The organism is uncultured Algibacter sp., from assembly GCF_947487605.1.
Lineage (GTDB): Bacteria > Bacteroidota > Bacteroidia > Flavobacteriales > Flavobacteriaceae > Algibacter_D.
In genome coordinates, this window is sequence record NZ_CANKXK010000005.1 from 154,641 (window position 1) to 170,636 (window position 15,996).

Here is a 15,996-nt window from a genome sequence, read left to right on the forward strand (position 1 = left end):
TTATTTTATGATCGTAATCGATCCTTTTTTTTCTGATTTATTTTCAGGTTTAATTATGTAATAAAACACAGGGTTAACCGATTTAAAATCGAGTTGGTTTACTGGCCAATTATTTTGATAGTCATTTGTTTGCAGTACCACTTTTCCTTGCGAATTTAAAATGATAACTTCTGTATTTGTACCGCTAACATATTCTTGCGGAATAATCCAAGTATCATTTATAGTATCTCCATTAGGGCTTATTAAATTAGGTATTTTTGCTACCGATGGGAAAGCTTCCAGTATATTGAAAAAATGTACGCTCGATGCTATACATGTAGACGTTTGCGAAATTACTACTTTGTAACTCCCTGTTTCTGAAGCTTCATAATTATCATTTATAGCTCCCGAAATAAGCACATCATTTCTGTACCATTGATATTCTGGATTAATAGCATCTGTTGTTACTGTTACATCTAATGTTTCTCCTTCATCTAAAAAATTATTTTCACCAACATCTATACTACTTGCAAATCCTTCTGCATTAAGTGTAATTGTTGATGTCTCCATACAATTACCTATATCTATCTCTACTTTATATACTCCAGATTCATTCGTTTCATACATTTGGTTGGTTGCTCCTGCAATTTCAACATCATCTTTAAACCATTTATAACTATTACCTGAAATAGCACTAAGCGTGGTTGGGCCATCTCCAGAACAATAAGGGTTACCAAGGCTCGAACTAATTTCTATTGTTGATCCAGAACCAGATTGACTAACGGTTACTCGGTTAGAAAAAGAGTTTGATGTACAAGAACCATAATCTGTTTCTACAAAATAAGTTCCTTGTTCACTTACTTCTAAACTTTCGCTAGACGATACGAATTCGAATGTGCTTGTATTTGAATCAATTACCTTAAACCAATTGAATGTTAGCGATGGATATTGCAATGGTGAATTATTTGAAGGTGCACCAGGATTATCGATAGTAAGCGTATAACTTTCTCCTGCACAAAAAACAGCCGATGGAATTAAATTATTTATTGTAAATGGTTCGTCTTGAACTTTATAATATGCTGGAAAAGCATCGGAAGCACTACTATTGGCCGCTGGAGATGTACTTTTTATTCTTAATTTATAGGCTTCGCCATCTATAGACGTTGGAAATGAAAAAGTTAAAGTAGCAGGTGATGTTGTAACACTACCTGCTGCAGATGTAAAAATTGTATTTGCACTAGAAAAATCACCAGTTGCATCAGATAATTCTATTATAAATTGATTTGATGGTGTTAAATTACCTTCTGGAGAAAATGTAAAAGTTACATTGTAAGTATTAAAAGAAGGACTAGCACAGGCTTGACTAAAACCAAGGTTAGGCTTGCTCATTACTATCTGTGCGCTACAAATATTAACTAAAAGTAAAAAAATAGTAATATTAATAAATGTAATGTTCTTCATCATACTATTATTTTTACCAAGTAATGATTTATAAAAACTGAAACGATTCTTATAAAATAAATACTAGAAATTGTAAAACTTGCATCTATTTAAAAAAGCTACTATATTTTTATTTGTCATTTCCTTCTATATCGTTAGTTGCAATTATTTTATTAATTTTTAATCTATAGTCAGGGCTTCTTGTGTTATTAGCATCAATAAATGTTTGTGAATCTATTCCTTTAGAATACACATTAAAAAAAGCACTGTTACCATACCAATTCTCTAAATCTTCATTGTTAGAATTATATTCAACAAAAATATTTCCATTACAATTATTGAAATACATTTCGGAAAATTTAATTCTCTCGAGATTTGTTTGATTCACGGTAATTTTTTCATCAAATAAAACTGCAGGATTAAATCCAGATATAACTGTTTTATTCATATCTAATGCTGCATTCTCACCAACAAAAACAGCTTCTTTTACAAGTCCCATTTTTATATCGTTATTTAAATTGTCACTAGAATTAAGTAGTGTTAAATTATCGGCATCAACGTAGGTTCCTTTTTTATTAAAGTCTACATTCTGCTTATTATCATAAGAAAGAACTTGAATACATCTTGAACCATTAACACTTGATATATATGGCGAACGAACCGCTAAAGAGTTATATAACTTTGATTGCGTACCGTTATTAAATTTAAAATCGTTTCCGTTCGATTTATAGGATACTGCATTATTTAAATTTACTTCACCTCCAATAATTTCAAACGAATTAGCAGCCGCGTAACTAACCATAATATTTTCTAAAACAGTTTCATTACCTACACAGGCTAGAAGTAAACCACTAAAATATTCTGTTTTTCCCACCCTTTTTCCTGCATATTCAATTCTTACATATCGCAAAATACCTGAGTTACTCGCAGCATTTTGCCCTCCATAATTTACATTGCCGTAAGAAGATGGATCAAGATTGGTATAGTAATTAGAAACAGATCCATTACCAAATTTATTCATAGGTGCATCCCCAAGAATAATTAAACCTCCCCAATCACCAGCTCTTTTTACACTTCTGTTAGATGTAAAAACAATTGGGTCTGTTTCAAGTCCATCTGCTATTAATGTAGCACCTTTAGAAATAGTTAACGATGCTTTTGACTTATAATCGCCAATTATTACTGTGCCAGGTTCTATAGTAAGCGTTGTACTATCTGCTACAAAAACATTTCCTAACAATTGATATCTATATTTTTTGAACAACTTTGTATCCTTTGTAATATTCCCTGTTAATATTTGAGTAACCTCACCGTAGTCTTTTTGATTCGGATTAAATTCTGTCCAATTGTTCAGCCAATTAGAAGCACCAATAATGCCCTTTTCTTGCTGACCAAATATATTTCCCGCGGTAAGAAGAAATATGAATGCTATTTTAATAACGTCGTTTTTCATGATTGAAAATTTATAATATATCGTTTTCCAAGTACTATTTAATTTATATACAATTATACATTAATATTCTACGAAATACCAATTTTATCGATGAAATACATATTCTAAATAAATTTTTATGAAAATTTTGTCGATAAACTGCCCATTGACATAGTAAGAACAATGATTTATTAAAAAATTAATGAGTAAAAAGTCTCTTAAGATTCTATAGTTATACGATGCAAGTTAATAATCAAGCATGCATAAAAATAATTATGCCAAAAACGAATCTCGACACTTTTATAAAATTTATACTTTAACGAAATTCACTATACTCATGTAATGCTTTAAGCGTTTCTTCATAGTAAAGTATCGCAGAAACTAGATTATCCGTATCTGAATAAGGTAGGATACGCTTTTGAAATTCTTCATTAGACTCAAGAAAATTGTCCGTAGCTTCAAATTGATTTTCTAAGGCTTTTCTGTTTTCGCTATCGTTTGGAATACCTAAAGTAGACATTGTTATACCAGGTTTGGTTGCAAAAGCAATATATGGTAACAATCCTACAAGACTTTCAATACGTTCTACATAAAGACCTAATAGCTCACCTTTCTGCATACGATCTAAATCTTCTTTATTATGATATTTTTTAATAGCTACATCTCCAGAAATAATACTTTTAGGTTCTTTTTTCTTTTGAGCAAAACTGGTACCACCAAGTAGGACAAAGCAGAAGCTTAGCAAGATTAATTTTGTTTTCATTATTAATAGATTTAAGGGTTTACTCAGCAAATTTATGCAATTAATCGTTAAAAACAACCGTTTTATCGATTTTTTTATAAAAATTTAGAATTTATTGTTCTATAATACTACAAAATGCAAGTCGTTTAATTGAGAATATTAATGATAATCTTTAAGTTACCTAGTAAGGTGTTCATTAAAAAAGTAGCTAAAACTAGCCATTTTGTCAATGGCTTTGGAAGGTACTACTATTGGTTTTGTATTAAACAAAAAAAACCGCCCAATGAATTTGGACGGTATTTAATTTAAGATTTGGTTTTACTAATGTTTAATGATAATTCGTTTATTAGTTTGGTTTACCCCAGCATCATCAGAAATAATTAACATATATAAGCCATCTGAAAATTGATTTAGCTTTATGCTATTATTTGTTTTATCTAAGTCCTGTTTTATTAACAACTGACCATTAAAACTATATAAACTTGCACTTCCTTTAAAAGTTGATTGGTTAACTAACTTAACATTCAATATATTTGAAGCTGGGTTTGGGTAAATACTAATAGCTCTTTCTAATAAATCAACAGACGCATCACTAAGGGTTGTTTGTGGCAAAGTTCCTGAGCCACTTTCTACACAGAAATCAATAGATGATAGGTTAACACTTAATTGCGTTGCCGAGTTACCGTCGTAACCATCTACTAAACTCACAGTAACAGATTGAACCACTTCATTTATATTAACCGACACTGAACTGTTTCCGCTAAAAACACCATAAATTACTTGAAAACCAGCACCATTAATATACGTTACAGTAACTTGTTCTATATATCTATTTGTTGGCTTCCCTCCTGTTCTTTGAGTTATTCCAGATATTGTAAACGAGACACTTTGTCCATTAATTGTTGCTGAACTACTATTAGATTGCGAATTAATACTTGTTAAAGTTGTAATATCAAAATTCGTATCATTGCCAATACACGGTAGCGACTCACAAACATCGCCAACACCATTTCCATCCGCATCTTCTTGACCTTCGTTTGAAATAGAAGGACAATTATCTAAATCATCACAAACACCATCGCCATCTGTATCTATAGACGTTCCAGAAGCATCTATGTTATTAGGGCATGGAGAATCTATTTGAGAATCTAAGCAATCACTAATGCCATCATTATCTGTATCTAAATTATCGTCTTTTCCTGGGCATAAATCGTCTTCATCGCAAACACCATCATCATCAGAATCTACGCATGGTACTGTTTCTACACAGAAATTAACTGAACTCAAACTAATACTCATGTTTCCAGATTGTACAGTACCATCTAAAATATCTTTTAATTCTATAGTAACAGATTTTACCGCTCCATCTATACTTACGTTTACTGAACTTGTTGTAGCACCACTATACACACCATAGGTATGTGTGTTATTGCCGCCATCTACATAGGTTACTGTTACTTCTTCTATATACTTTCCCTTTGGGTTTCCATTTGATTTTTGATTAATACTTGAAATTGTAAAGGTAACGTCTTGACCATCTGTTGGTATTGTAACAGACGTCTTGCTCGATTCACTTCCTGAATGCGACAAGGTTGAAGTACCAAAATTACCAGAAGTTGCAAGACAGACAGAGTCATCACACGCATCAGGAGTACCATCACCATCAGCATCTGCGGTATCATCTCCATCACACACATCAAAACAATCTGCAACACCATCATTATCAGTATCAAGAGAAACTCCATTAGCATCTACATTGTTTGGACAGGGTGAGTTTATTTCATTATCAATGCAATCATTTAAACCATCGTTATCGCTGTCTAACAAATTGTTACATGTATCACAGAAATCTGGAATACCATCACCATCGGCATCGGCATTATCTTCACCACCTGGACAAATATCTAAATCACCACAAACGCCATCACCATCAGCATCATTATTAGGATCGTTAGGACAAGTATCGCAACCATCTGGGATAGAATCGTTATCAGCATCTACTGTATCATCTGAATCTGAGCAAATATCTGAATCGTCACAAACACCATCACTATCCGAATCTAAACAAGTGGTTACAGATTGTAACATCGAATTCGTTGCTCCTAAATTGTCGGTAACTGTTAGATTCACTGTAAAATCGCCATCGGAAGTATAATTATGTATTGGATTTTGGTTCGTTGATGTATTTCCATCTCCAAAATTCCATGACCATGAAACAATAGTTCCGTCGCTATCTGAAGATGTATCAGTAAAACTTACAGTTCTATCTGATACATTTGAAGTATAACTTGCAACTGGATTATTATTCGTTGGAATATTTCCGCCTCCTTCAATGGTTCCAGAGATGAAAAACTTACCAATACTTGCATAATCAGAATAATTAGCTGAAGATTCACCTTCTACACTAACATAATATGTTCCAGCTACTAAGTTTGTAGAAATTAGAGCATAGGTATCATCTACCAGACTATAAGTATTTATTGCATTACCTGAACTATTGTAGAGTGTCGCTTTAATATCTAGGTTTGCGCCTCTATTATTTTCATAATTATGTGCTTCCCATGATGGTCTAATAGTTAAATCGATTTGCCCACCTGAAGTATAAAAAGAAAACATATCGACATCTGTACTTGATTCTATAATGCCTTTATTAACTATTAGGTTATTAAAAGGGTCGTTTTCAGGGTTAGTAACATTAACCGTTCCATCAGATTCTATAACTATTGCTGTAGCATTACTAACTTCGTTACCATGATCATCTGCACTATATCCTAATCTATTTGCAATTTCAGAAAGATCATCTTGAAGGTTATTTGCATCTGTATATTCACCTTTACTCCATTGCGTAACATGTCTATAATACGAAACACCCATTATTGGCGCCCATTCTACAAAGCCTGTACCATGACCACCATAGTAAGTTGTGCCATTAGTGTCACCGTCATGAGATAAAGACAAATTGTGGCCTAATTCGTGGCTTGAAGCCTCCGCAATATTATGTGCATTACCAGACCCTAAATTATTATAAAATACTAAAGCAGGTTGGTATTCTTCAAAATTACTCCTACCCCACACATTAACATAAGCTACACCGCCGCCGCCGTCATAAATATCGTCACCTTCTGCATCTGTAATATTTGTAATTAATATATGCCCTACATTAGGACCATAACTTGGTGGAGCTTCAGTTGTAATATCAACATCAAATGGTGCATAATCTTCTGCCACGCGATGCCATATAGCTGCCATATCTTTAATCTCTTGATTACTAAAACTTTCAGAATTCCCATCAGAATCATAAGGCAACATATAAAAAGTTTCTTTTTTATCACTATTCCATCTAGAGCCAGTAACATTAAAACCTTCAAAATTTAAGTGCACAACGTTAGATGCTCCAGGTTTACTGTGTAATGTGAATATATCTGTTGCTGTAACGGATGCTGTTTCAGGAGATGATATATCAATCGATCCTGATTCGGTAGGTTCTATATGAAAAGTATCTTCGTAAAATACACCGCCCTCATCATCTATTTTTATACTATTAAAATCTTCTTCCGGCATACTTAATCCATCTAGCCATTTTTCAGCTTTAGCCTTGGCTTGAGCTGGCAACCCATCAAAGGCAGAACGTAATTGATGTCCTTGTGGAAGTTCCTTTACTTTTTGACTGTTTGATCGATTTTGTGCATTAATTTGGAAAGAACACAGGAATAATCCCATAATCAAGCCTAGTAGGCGTAGTAGTTTCATAATTTGGGGTTTATGTTAATAGATTTTGAGAGAGGGGCTCAGAAATATTAAAGTAAATGTATAGGGTAAACTACTATGCTTTAAAAAATAATCGATAAGTAACAGGATAATCCTATTGAAGTGTGGATTTGATGGTTAAAAATAGTTGGTTTTATTACTTCCCAATACAAAAATTAGCAAAAATATTACCTAGTAAATCATCATTTGTAATCTCACCAGTAATCTCACCGAAGTGATACAATGCCTGACGAATATCTATCGCAAGTAAATCCCCAGACAAACCAGAATCTAACCCTTGTTGGACTTTATTAATTTCTTCGAAAGCTTTTAATAGCGAATCGTAATGGCGAGAATTAGTAACAATGGTATCGTTATTTCTTAATGCTCCAGTGTTTACAAAACTGAGTAGTTTTTCTTGAAGCGCATCGACACCTATTTTATGTTTTGCTGATAATGCAATGAAGTGAGACCTTTCGACTGCGCTCAAGGTGACATCTAATTTAGATTTATCATCATCAGAAAGTTTATCAATTTTATTGGCAATTATTAGAAGCGGTTTTTGCGGATACTTATTTTTTATTTTTTCTATTTCAATCTTAATGCTATGAGATTTCTCATTATCATTCGAAATGACATCTGCTTCAAAAAGATAAATCACTACTTGTGCTTGATCTATCTTTTCAAATGTTTTTTTGATACCAATACTTTCAACAACATCTTTGGTATCTCTTATTCCTGCTGTATCTATAAAACGAAACCCCATCCCTCCTATTGAAATTTCATCTTCAATAGTATCTCTTGTTGTTCCCGCAATATGAGAAACTATGGCGCGTTCTTCATTTAATAAAGCATTCAAAAGAGTAGACTTACCCACATTAGGTTCGCCAACAATAGCCACAGGAATTCCGTTTTTAATAACATTTCCAACAGCAAAAGAATCTATTAAGCATTTTAATACAAATCTAATGCGCTCCACCAATTCTTTAAATTGAGTTCTATCAGCAAATTCGACATCTTCTTCAGCAAAATCAAGTTCCAATTCTATTAGAGAAGCAAAGTTTAAAAGTTCTTCGCGCAGTTTAGCGATTTCAGATGAAAACCCACCACGCATTTGCTGCATCGCAATTTGGTGTGATGCTTCATTATCGCTGGATATTAAATCGGCTACCGCCTCGGCCTGCGACAAATCTAACTTACCATTTAAAAAGGCACGCAATGTAAACTCTCCAGCTGTAGCCATTCTGCAACCTTTCCGAAGAAATAATTGGATAATTTCTTGTTGAATATAGTTCGAACCATGACAAGATATTTCTACAACATTTTCGCCTGTATATGAATTAGGATTTTTAAAAATAGAAACTAAAACTTCATCTAAGGTTTTATTATCATCTATAATATGCCCTAGATGAATAGTATGCGTTGCTTGGTCATTCAATTTTTTTCCAGAAATAGATTTAAACTGAGATTCTGCAAGCTTAATAGCATCTTTACCTGATAATCTAATAATTGCAATCGCTCCAGCACCTGAAGGTGTTGCTAAAGCTACTATAGTTTCTTTATTCAACATATGGCAAAAATAATTATATTTGATTTAAAATACCCCAGCAATGAAACAACTTATCATTTTTATTTTTTTAGCGGTAGTATTAGCATGTCAAGCTCCAAAAAGGACAGATAGTTATGTAATTCAAGCTAGTGCTCCTGGAGTCTATAATGGCATGCGAGCTTATTTAAAAGTCCCTAACGAACGCGGACAAATGGTAAATAAAGACACAGCCATTGTTTTAGATGAAAAGTTTTCCTTTGAAGGTGTACAAACAGAACCAGTATTAGAATATCTATTTATAAATGGCTCTGAAGGTTTTTTACCGTTGATTGTTGAAAATGGCGATATTGCTATTACAATTAAAAAAGATAGTCTTGGTTCATCAGAAATAACTGGAACCAGTAATAACGAGATTTACAAAGCTTATAATCTTAAACAAATAAAACTAACTAATAAAATAAAGAAACTAAGCGACGATTATAGAAATGCCAACATAAATAATAGTTCTGATAAACAAACTATTTACGAATCGATTAATAATATACGAACAGAAGCAAACGATTTACTGCTAACTTTCGCAAAAGAACATAAAGATTCTGATATTTCTGTTATTTTACTAAATGAAGCTATTAAAACTAAAAGTGCTGAATTAGAACCTATAGAAAGTACTTTTGCGGGTCTATCTGAAGAATTAAAAACATCAACTTACGGGCAAAAAATTAATAATTTTATTGAAACACAAAAACGCATAAAAGAACTTGAAAAAGCTACACAAATAGGTAGTGTTGCTCCAAATTTTAGTGCTAAAACACCAGAGGGTGCAACGCTCGCTTTAAATGATATAAAAGGAAAAGTGACTCTAATTGATTTTTGGGCTTCTTGGTGTGGCCCTTGTAGAAGAGAAAACCCTAATGTTGTGAAAGTTTACAACGAATATCATGATAAAGGCTTAGAAATAATTAGTGTCTCTCTTGACAGAAACGGACAAAAAGATAGATGGCTTAAAGCTATAAAGGATGACAAAATGAATTGGCATCATATTTCTAACTTACAATTTTGGCAAGATCCCATTGCTAAAATGTATGGAGTTAGAGGTATTCCAGCTACTTTTTTATTAGATGCAGAAGGAAAAATTGTTGCTAAAAATTTAAGAGGACCTGCTTTAAAAAATAAAGTTTCTGAGTTACTCGATTAAATAAATACCATCAGGTTTTATTTCTATTAATCGCTTTTTGTATAAAGTTCCAAGTGCTTTTTTAAAGTTCTTCTTACTCATTTGAAGCATCTCTTTAATCGTTTCTGGACTAGATTTATCGGTTAGCTCTAAATACCCACTATTGTCATTTAACTCTTCCATAATGCGGTCTGCATTGGGTTCAATATTTCTATAACCAATTTGACCAAGGGAAATATCTAGTTTATTTCCAGGGCGTATTTTTTTAACTATACCTTTTAATTTATCGCCAACACTTAAATGAGTGAAAATATTATCCTTGTAAATTAATCCTTTATATTTCTTATTAACAATAACATTCATCCCTATATCTGAAGGATGCGAAACAATTAAATCGACTTCATCAAATTGTTCAATGCTCAACTCTTTATTATCTAAAAACCTATTTGTTTTGCTCGATGCCACTAGCCTATCGGTTTTTTCATCAAGATAACAATGCACTAAATACCAACCACCAGGTTTCATTTTAAATGCTTGCTCTTTAAATGGACAAAACAATTCTTTTACCAATCCCCAATCTAAAAAAGCGCCATAATCTGTTACTTGATTACAACGTAACAAAGCAAAATCATTTAACTCTATATAGGGTTTATCGGTTGTTGCTACAGGACGTTCTTCATTATCCAAATACACGAATACTTCAATTTTATCCCAAATCTTGAATGATTCTGGAACGTACCTATTTGGTAATAACACTTCATTATCATCTTCGTCTATCAAATAAACCCCTTGTTCTGCTTCTCGCAGAATTTCCAAGGTATTATATTGTCCTAATTTTATCATGCGGCAAAGGTAATATATTATAATGTTTCGTATTTAAATTTAATGCAAAGAAAAAGCGTCGCAATTGCGACGCTTTAAAAACATTCAAACCAAACAACTACTAATAAACAGATTCTTTACCAAAATGCTTTGTTAGCAAATAATAAACAACTGCTCTATATTTATTTCTATTAGATTGACCATATTGCTCCATTACTGCAGCAATTCCAGCATCTAGATTTGCGCCATCGCTTAATCCTAATTTTTTAATTAGAAAGTTATTTTTAACTGTTGCTAATTCAGATTCATCTGAACCTGAAACTGTAGAAGAATCAGCATTATAGATTGATGGACCACAACCAATTGTTACTTTAGTTAATAAATCCATGTCTGTATTTACACCACATTTGTCTTTTAAATCGGCAGCATACTTTGCAATAAGTTCATCTCTTTTACTCATGATAAGATATTTTTTTTTAAGGGTTAATATTCTATTTTTAAAGATAACTGTTTTTTAGACACATAAAACTAATCTAGGTCACATATCATTTTATGCTATATAATTGAAGTAGTCTAAAAGTACTTCGTCATTAATAGTTCTAGGCGTGAAAATTTCTAATAATCTTGCATGCTTAGATTTCTTGTAAAAAGATGATAATTGTGAAGTTAACTCCTCATTGCTTGATGCTTTAAAATAATCAAGTCCATACATTTCGCATAAATGCTTCGCTGTTAAATCATGTTTTGTTTCAAAAAAACGATCAAAATTTTCGGTGTTCTTATTTCCAGGTAGAATTCTAAAAATTCCCCCACCTCCATTATTTATTAAGATAATTCTGAAGTTAGCTGGGATATGTTTGTTCCAAAGGGCATTACTATCGTAAAAAAAACTTAGGTCTCCCGTAATAAAAACCGTTTGTTTATTATTTACTGCTGCACACCCTATTGCTGTCGACATACTGCCATCGATTCCACTTGTTCCTCTATTACAAAAAACTTGAATAGTTTTATTTAATTTAAATAATTGTAGATAGCGAATAGCTGAACTATTTCCTGCTTGCAGAATACTACTAGCTGGTAATGACTTTATTAAAACATCAAAAACACTAAAATCACAAAATGGAATCTCCTTTAAATATTGTGCATGCCTTTTTAATCGATTTTCCTTTACTGCTGTCCAATCTTCTTTGTAATCGCTTTTCGCAAAATGCGTAATTCTAGGTAAGAACATTTCGAAAAAGGTATTCGGATTTAATTTTATATGATTGGTTAAACAAAAAAAGGTATCGTTCGCCATTTTTTCATCTATATGCCAATGCGCTTTTGGTTGCCGTTTGCGCAATAATGCTTTTATTTTTTTCGAAATTATCAAGCCACCAAAAGTCAATAATATATCTGGCTGTAATTGTTTTTCTTCTTCTTCTTCAGTTAACGGTGCAATAATTTGATCTATACTTGGGAAAAAACTAGGATGGTTTATGTTAGATGTCGTTTCTGTAAATACAATAACGCTATCGTCTTCATCTAATTCATCTAACCACTTTTGTTCTATACTGTTTGGTGCATTAGAACCGATTAGTATCATTTTTTTATTCGCAGATGTCCAAGACTCTAAATATTCTTTTATTGTGTAATCATCTAAAGACTTAACTTTATTTTGAATATTAATTGGCTTTGGAGATACACTTAAATTTTCAACAGTTTCATACAAAGGCTCATCTAAAGGAATATTAATATGTACTGGCCCTTTGGAGTGAATACTATAATTAATAGCTGCATTTATTTCTTCTTCATTAAAACTTTGAATATCTTTTTGCAAACCAAGCATTCGCTCTAGCTTATTTTCTAAATTCTTCATGATTGGCAGTTCTTCTGCTGCTGGCACATTCTTTTCATCTTTTAAATCAAGCTTCAAATTAGCTGAATATAAAATATGTTTTTCGAATACATGCTTCTGATTAATCGTTTGTCCATCACCAATACCAATTAAATGTTTAGGTCTATCTGCAGATAGCACCACGAGTGGTATATTACTATAAAACGCTTCGGCTACGGCTGGATAATAATTCAACAAAGCACTTCCAGAAGTACAAACAACAGCCGTTGGCTCTTGCAATTGCTGTGCTATTCCTAAGGCAAAAAAAGCGGCACAACGTTCATCAACAATACTGTAGCAATTGAAGAAGCTATCGTTAGTAAATCCAATAGTTAATGGGGCATTTCGACTCCCTGGAGAAATTATAATATGCTTAATGTTTTTTGCTTTGCAGAGCTGCACAACTGTTTGTGCTAGTGGGATTTTTGGGTGTATCATGTAAGCTTTAATGAATACGTAAAAATAAGAAATAGGAGATAAACTACCTTGCTACAATACGCTTTTAATTACCAAAGATTTCGATACTGTTTCTATCCATTCCTTTTCAGGATTTGAAGTTTCTGTAATACCACCACCAACGTATATTAATGCTTTTTGACCTTTTAATTGCATGCATCGCAAATTCACATAGAGTTGTGTGCTTTTTCGAGTAATTGTGTATGCTCTATTTTCGATATTGCGTTTGCTTAATCTTGGAGCTATATTGGTGTCTAAATTTAGCTCACCTAAAAAGCCTGTATAAAACTCACGACTATAATTTTCATACTTTAAAATAAAATCTTTTGTTTTTGGTTTTGGTAACCCACAAACTGCAGGTGTAGGGTGCAAAGACGAAATTACTTTACTTAAATTATTATCAGCCTTTAAACGAGCCGATATCATGGTTTTTAAATGCAATAAATTGCCTGCTCTTACGGTTTGAGTTTTAGAAATTTTTAAATCCTCAGCAAATGGCTTTAGGTTGTCAATTATAAAATCGGTTACAAATTGCTGCTCTTGTTTTTCCTTATCTTCCCAATTAACATCTAACTTACCTTTATAATCTTGGGTTCCTGCTAATGCCATAATAGAAAATCGCTTACCTTCAATTTTTATCAATGTTTCAGGCGTTGCTCCAAGCCACAACCCTACTTTTGGATGATACCAGCAATACACAAATGCAGCTTTATAAGTGTTTAAAAGATTTTTAAAAATTTCTATAGGATCACTTTTTTTCAGATTTACAGATTCCTTTCTAGAAAGCACAACTTTTTGAAAAGCACTATTTTTAATTGCTTCAATGCCTTTTTTAACAAGATCTATATGTTGCTGCTTTTGTGAATAAGTTGAATCCTCTTTAGCATGAAATGCTTCAAATATACTCGAGCCAATAGAAGTCATACTAATAGATTCAGACCTCTCTAAAGGGGTTAAAACGGTATCTTCTCTATCATCAAATGGTGAAAAAATAAAACCACTTTCATCAAAATTAGTTGTTTTATAGAGCACATCATTAGTTTGTAATAGTCCACAAACTTTATCTTTATTAGGCTTTCTATAGGCAACAAAAGGGAGGTTTTTATTGTATTGGTCTTGAATACGACCAAAAAACTGTGCGTCCGTCATTATTTCTTTCTAGGAAGTGAAATAGTAGTTAGCTTACAAATTGAAATAAGATTATCATTATCATCTGTTATCTTTATTTCAAATAATTGGGTTGTTCTTCCTTTATGCACAAACTTTGCAGTAGCATAGACATATCCTTCTCTAACACTTTTTAAATGGTTTGCACTAATTTCGATTCCGCGTACAAAAAAGTTTTCAGTATCTAATAAAAGTTCAGCGGCAAAACTACCAGTAGTTTCAGCTAAAGCAACAGTAGCGCCTCCATGAAGAACACCATCAGGTTGATACACACGTTTGTTAACAGGCATTTTACCAACAACAAAATCATCTCCAAACTCAATCATTTTTATTTCCAAAGTTTCCATTAAGGTGTTCTTTGTTATGGCGTTGGCACGTACTAATATCTCTTCTTTAGATAACTGCATTAAAAACGGGTTTACTGTATGCCGTAAAAATACAAAATGCATGATAACAGGTAAAACAATTAGCACAAGTAATTTATCTTTGTTATGTTCTATTAACATTTATTATATGGTAATTTCAACTTTAGAAAACGATTTTGTGAAATTATCTCCCTTAGGATTGAATAATTACACATATCTCATAGAAATTTCACAATAAGAAAAATTGGTTCAATATTCTACAATAAAAATTGACACAGAAAATGATTTAAGAGGTTATGTCCAAAAAGCAATTTATGGCTTAATAAAAAAACAACAATTCCTTTTATAGTCTACGACAAAAGATGAAGTGCTTATGCTGGAAACACACACTATATGAACATTAATTGGACAAATAAAGTATTAGAAATTGGTTCCACATGGATAGGCAGAAAATTTCATGGAACGGGGTTAAATAAGCAAATGAAATTTTTAAATGCTGCAATATGCCTTTAAAAGAATTGCTTTTCGATAAAGTCGCTTTTCGTGCCGACGAGCGAAATATGCGTTCTAGGAAAGCGATTAAAAAACTGGGGCTACATTAGAAGGTATTTTAAGAAAAGAAAACCCTTATGCTTAATGGTTTTAAACGCAGTACAGTTTGCTATGGAATACTATTGAAAGAATGGCCTATTATAAAACATGAAACATTCAACTGTTTTAAATAACTAAACAAATTGGCTCAAATCAATATCATTAATAGCGCCGTGAGAAGCATGTACAACCACTACCCCATTTTTTATGACCAGAAGTTGTGGTGATTGGTGAAGCACTTGGAACTTATATCCAACTTCATTCGAAACATCCCTATTGCTCAATAAATCTAAATAATATAAATCCAATTCCTTCTCGTTAAATTGGTAAGCGTCCGTAAATTGTTTTATCACCATACTACTAATACCACAACGTGTAGAATGCTTAAAAATAATCTGAGTTTTAATTTCAGATTTTTTCTCAATATAATTTAATTGCCCCAAATCGTTTAATGGAATCCAAGGCAATACTTTTTTTTCTCTAGGTTCTGCAGAACCCCCAAATATTTTATTTAATAATCTCATATTTATATTTTTTTTGCGTTACCCCAAAGGTCGGGCTTGAGTTTATACTAAGCGCAGTCGAAGGGTTACAAGTCCACACGCTAATAAGTCGAAACACATTTTAAAGCTTACACGACCGACAAAAAGTCACTA

The 15,996-nt window shown here is 32.5% G+C and carries 12 protein-coding genes; 1 reads left to right on the forward strand and 11 read right to left on the reverse strand.

The window, feature by feature from the left end:
* From Q0739_RS07495 to mnmE, 5 genes are all read right to left on the reverse strand, one after another.
* A complete protein-coding gene (locus Q0739_RS07495) occupies positions 1-1,443 on the reverse strand; it encodes a gliding motility-associated C-terminal domain-containing protein (RefSeq protein ID WP_298238095.1) in 1,443 nt (480 codons plus the stop codon).
* 106 nt (positions 1,444-1,549) lie between these two features.
* The gene (locus tag Q0739_RS07500; protein ID WP_298238096.1) at positions 1,550-2,872 is read right to left on the reverse strand and encodes a hypothetical protein; all 1,323 of its coding nucleotides are present in this window, start codon (positions 2,870-2,872) and stop codon (positions 1,550-1,552) included.
* A 295-nt stretch (positions 2,873-3,167) separates the two neighbouring features.
* Positions 3,168-3,614, reverse strand: coding sequence for a hypothetical protein (locus Q0739_RS07505; protein ID WP_298238097.1), 447 nt, complete (start codon positions 3,612-3,614; stop codon positions 3,168-3,170).
* 300 nt (positions 3,615-3,914) lie between these two features.
* A complete protein-coding gene (locus Q0739_RS07510; RefSeq protein WP_298238098.1) occupies positions 3,915-7,343 on the reverse strand; it encodes a PKD domain-containing protein in 3,429 nt (1,142 codons plus the stop codon).
* A gap of 154 nt (positions 7,344-7,497) precedes the next feature.
* Positions 7,498-8,910: a tRNA uridine-5-carboxymethylaminomethyl(34) synthesis GTPase MnmE gene (gene mnmE, locus Q0739_RS07515; protein ID WP_298238099.1), complete on the reverse strand. Its 1,413-nt coding sequence runs from the start codon at positions 8,908-8,910 to the stop codon at positions 7,498-7,500.
* Between the two features lie 40 nt (positions 8,911-8,950).
* On the opposite strand from mnmE, the gene Q0739_RS07520 reads away from it, so the two are divergent.
* Entirely contained in the window at positions 8,951-10,084 is a 1,134-nt protein-coding gene (locus Q0739_RS07520; protein ID WP_298238100.1) for a TlpA disulfide reductase family protein, read from the forward strand.
* Here Q0739_RS07520 and Q0739_RS07525 read toward each other — a convergent pair.
* The 6 genes from Q0739_RS07525 to ytxJ all read right to left on the reverse strand — a co-directional run bounded on the left by Q0739_RS07525 (position 10,073) and on the right by ytxJ (position 15,864).
* Positions 10,073-10,906 carry a S1-like domain-containing RNA-binding protein gene (locus tag Q0739_RS07525; RefSeq protein WP_298238101.1) on the reverse strand — a complete coding sequence of 278 codons (834 nt, stop codon included), beginning with the start codon at positions 10,904-10,906 and terminating at the stop codon, positions 10,073-10,075. The genes Q0739_RS07520 and Q0739_RS07525 overlap by 12 nt on opposite strands.
* A 100-nt stretch (positions 10,907-11,006) precedes the next feature.
* Positions 11,007-11,345: a DUF2853 family protein gene (locus tag Q0739_RS07530; RefSeq protein WP_298238102.1), complete on the reverse strand. Its 339-nt coding sequence runs from the start codon at positions 11,343-11,345 to the stop codon at positions 11,007-11,009.
* Between the two features lie 90 nt (positions 11,346-11,435).
* Positions 11,436-13,199: a 2-succinyl-5-enolpyruvyl-6-hydroxy-3-cyclohexene-1-carboxylic-acid synthase gene (menD, locus tag Q0739_RS07535; RefSeq protein ID WP_298238103.1), complete on the reverse strand. Its 1,764-nt coding sequence runs from the start codon at positions 13,197-13,199 to the stop codon at positions 11,436-11,438.
* Positions 13,200-13,250: 51 nt separating this feature from the next.
* Complete coding sequence (locus tag Q0739_RS07540; RefSeq protein ID WP_298238104.1) at positions 13,251-14,366, reverse strand: chorismate-binding protein; 1,116 nt, start codon at positions 14,364-14,366, stop codon at positions 13,251-13,253.
* The gene (locus tag Q0739_RS07545; protein ID WP_298238216.1) at positions 14,366-14,791 is read right to left on the reverse strand and encodes a hotdog fold thioesterase; all 426 of its coding nucleotides are present in this window, start codon (positions 14,789-14,791) and stop codon (positions 14,366-14,368) included. The genes Q0739_RS07540 and Q0739_RS07545 overlap by 1 nt, the downstream gene beginning before the upstream one ends.
* Before the next feature lie 683 nt (positions 14,792-15,474).
* On the reverse strand, positions 15,475-15,864 hold the full coding sequence (gene ytxJ, locus Q0739_RS07550) for a bacillithiol system redox-active protein YtxJ (RefSeq protein WP_298238105.1): 390 nt from the start codon (positions 15,862-15,864) through the stop codon (positions 15,475-15,477).
* Positions 15,865-15,996 lie beyond the last annotated feature (132 nt).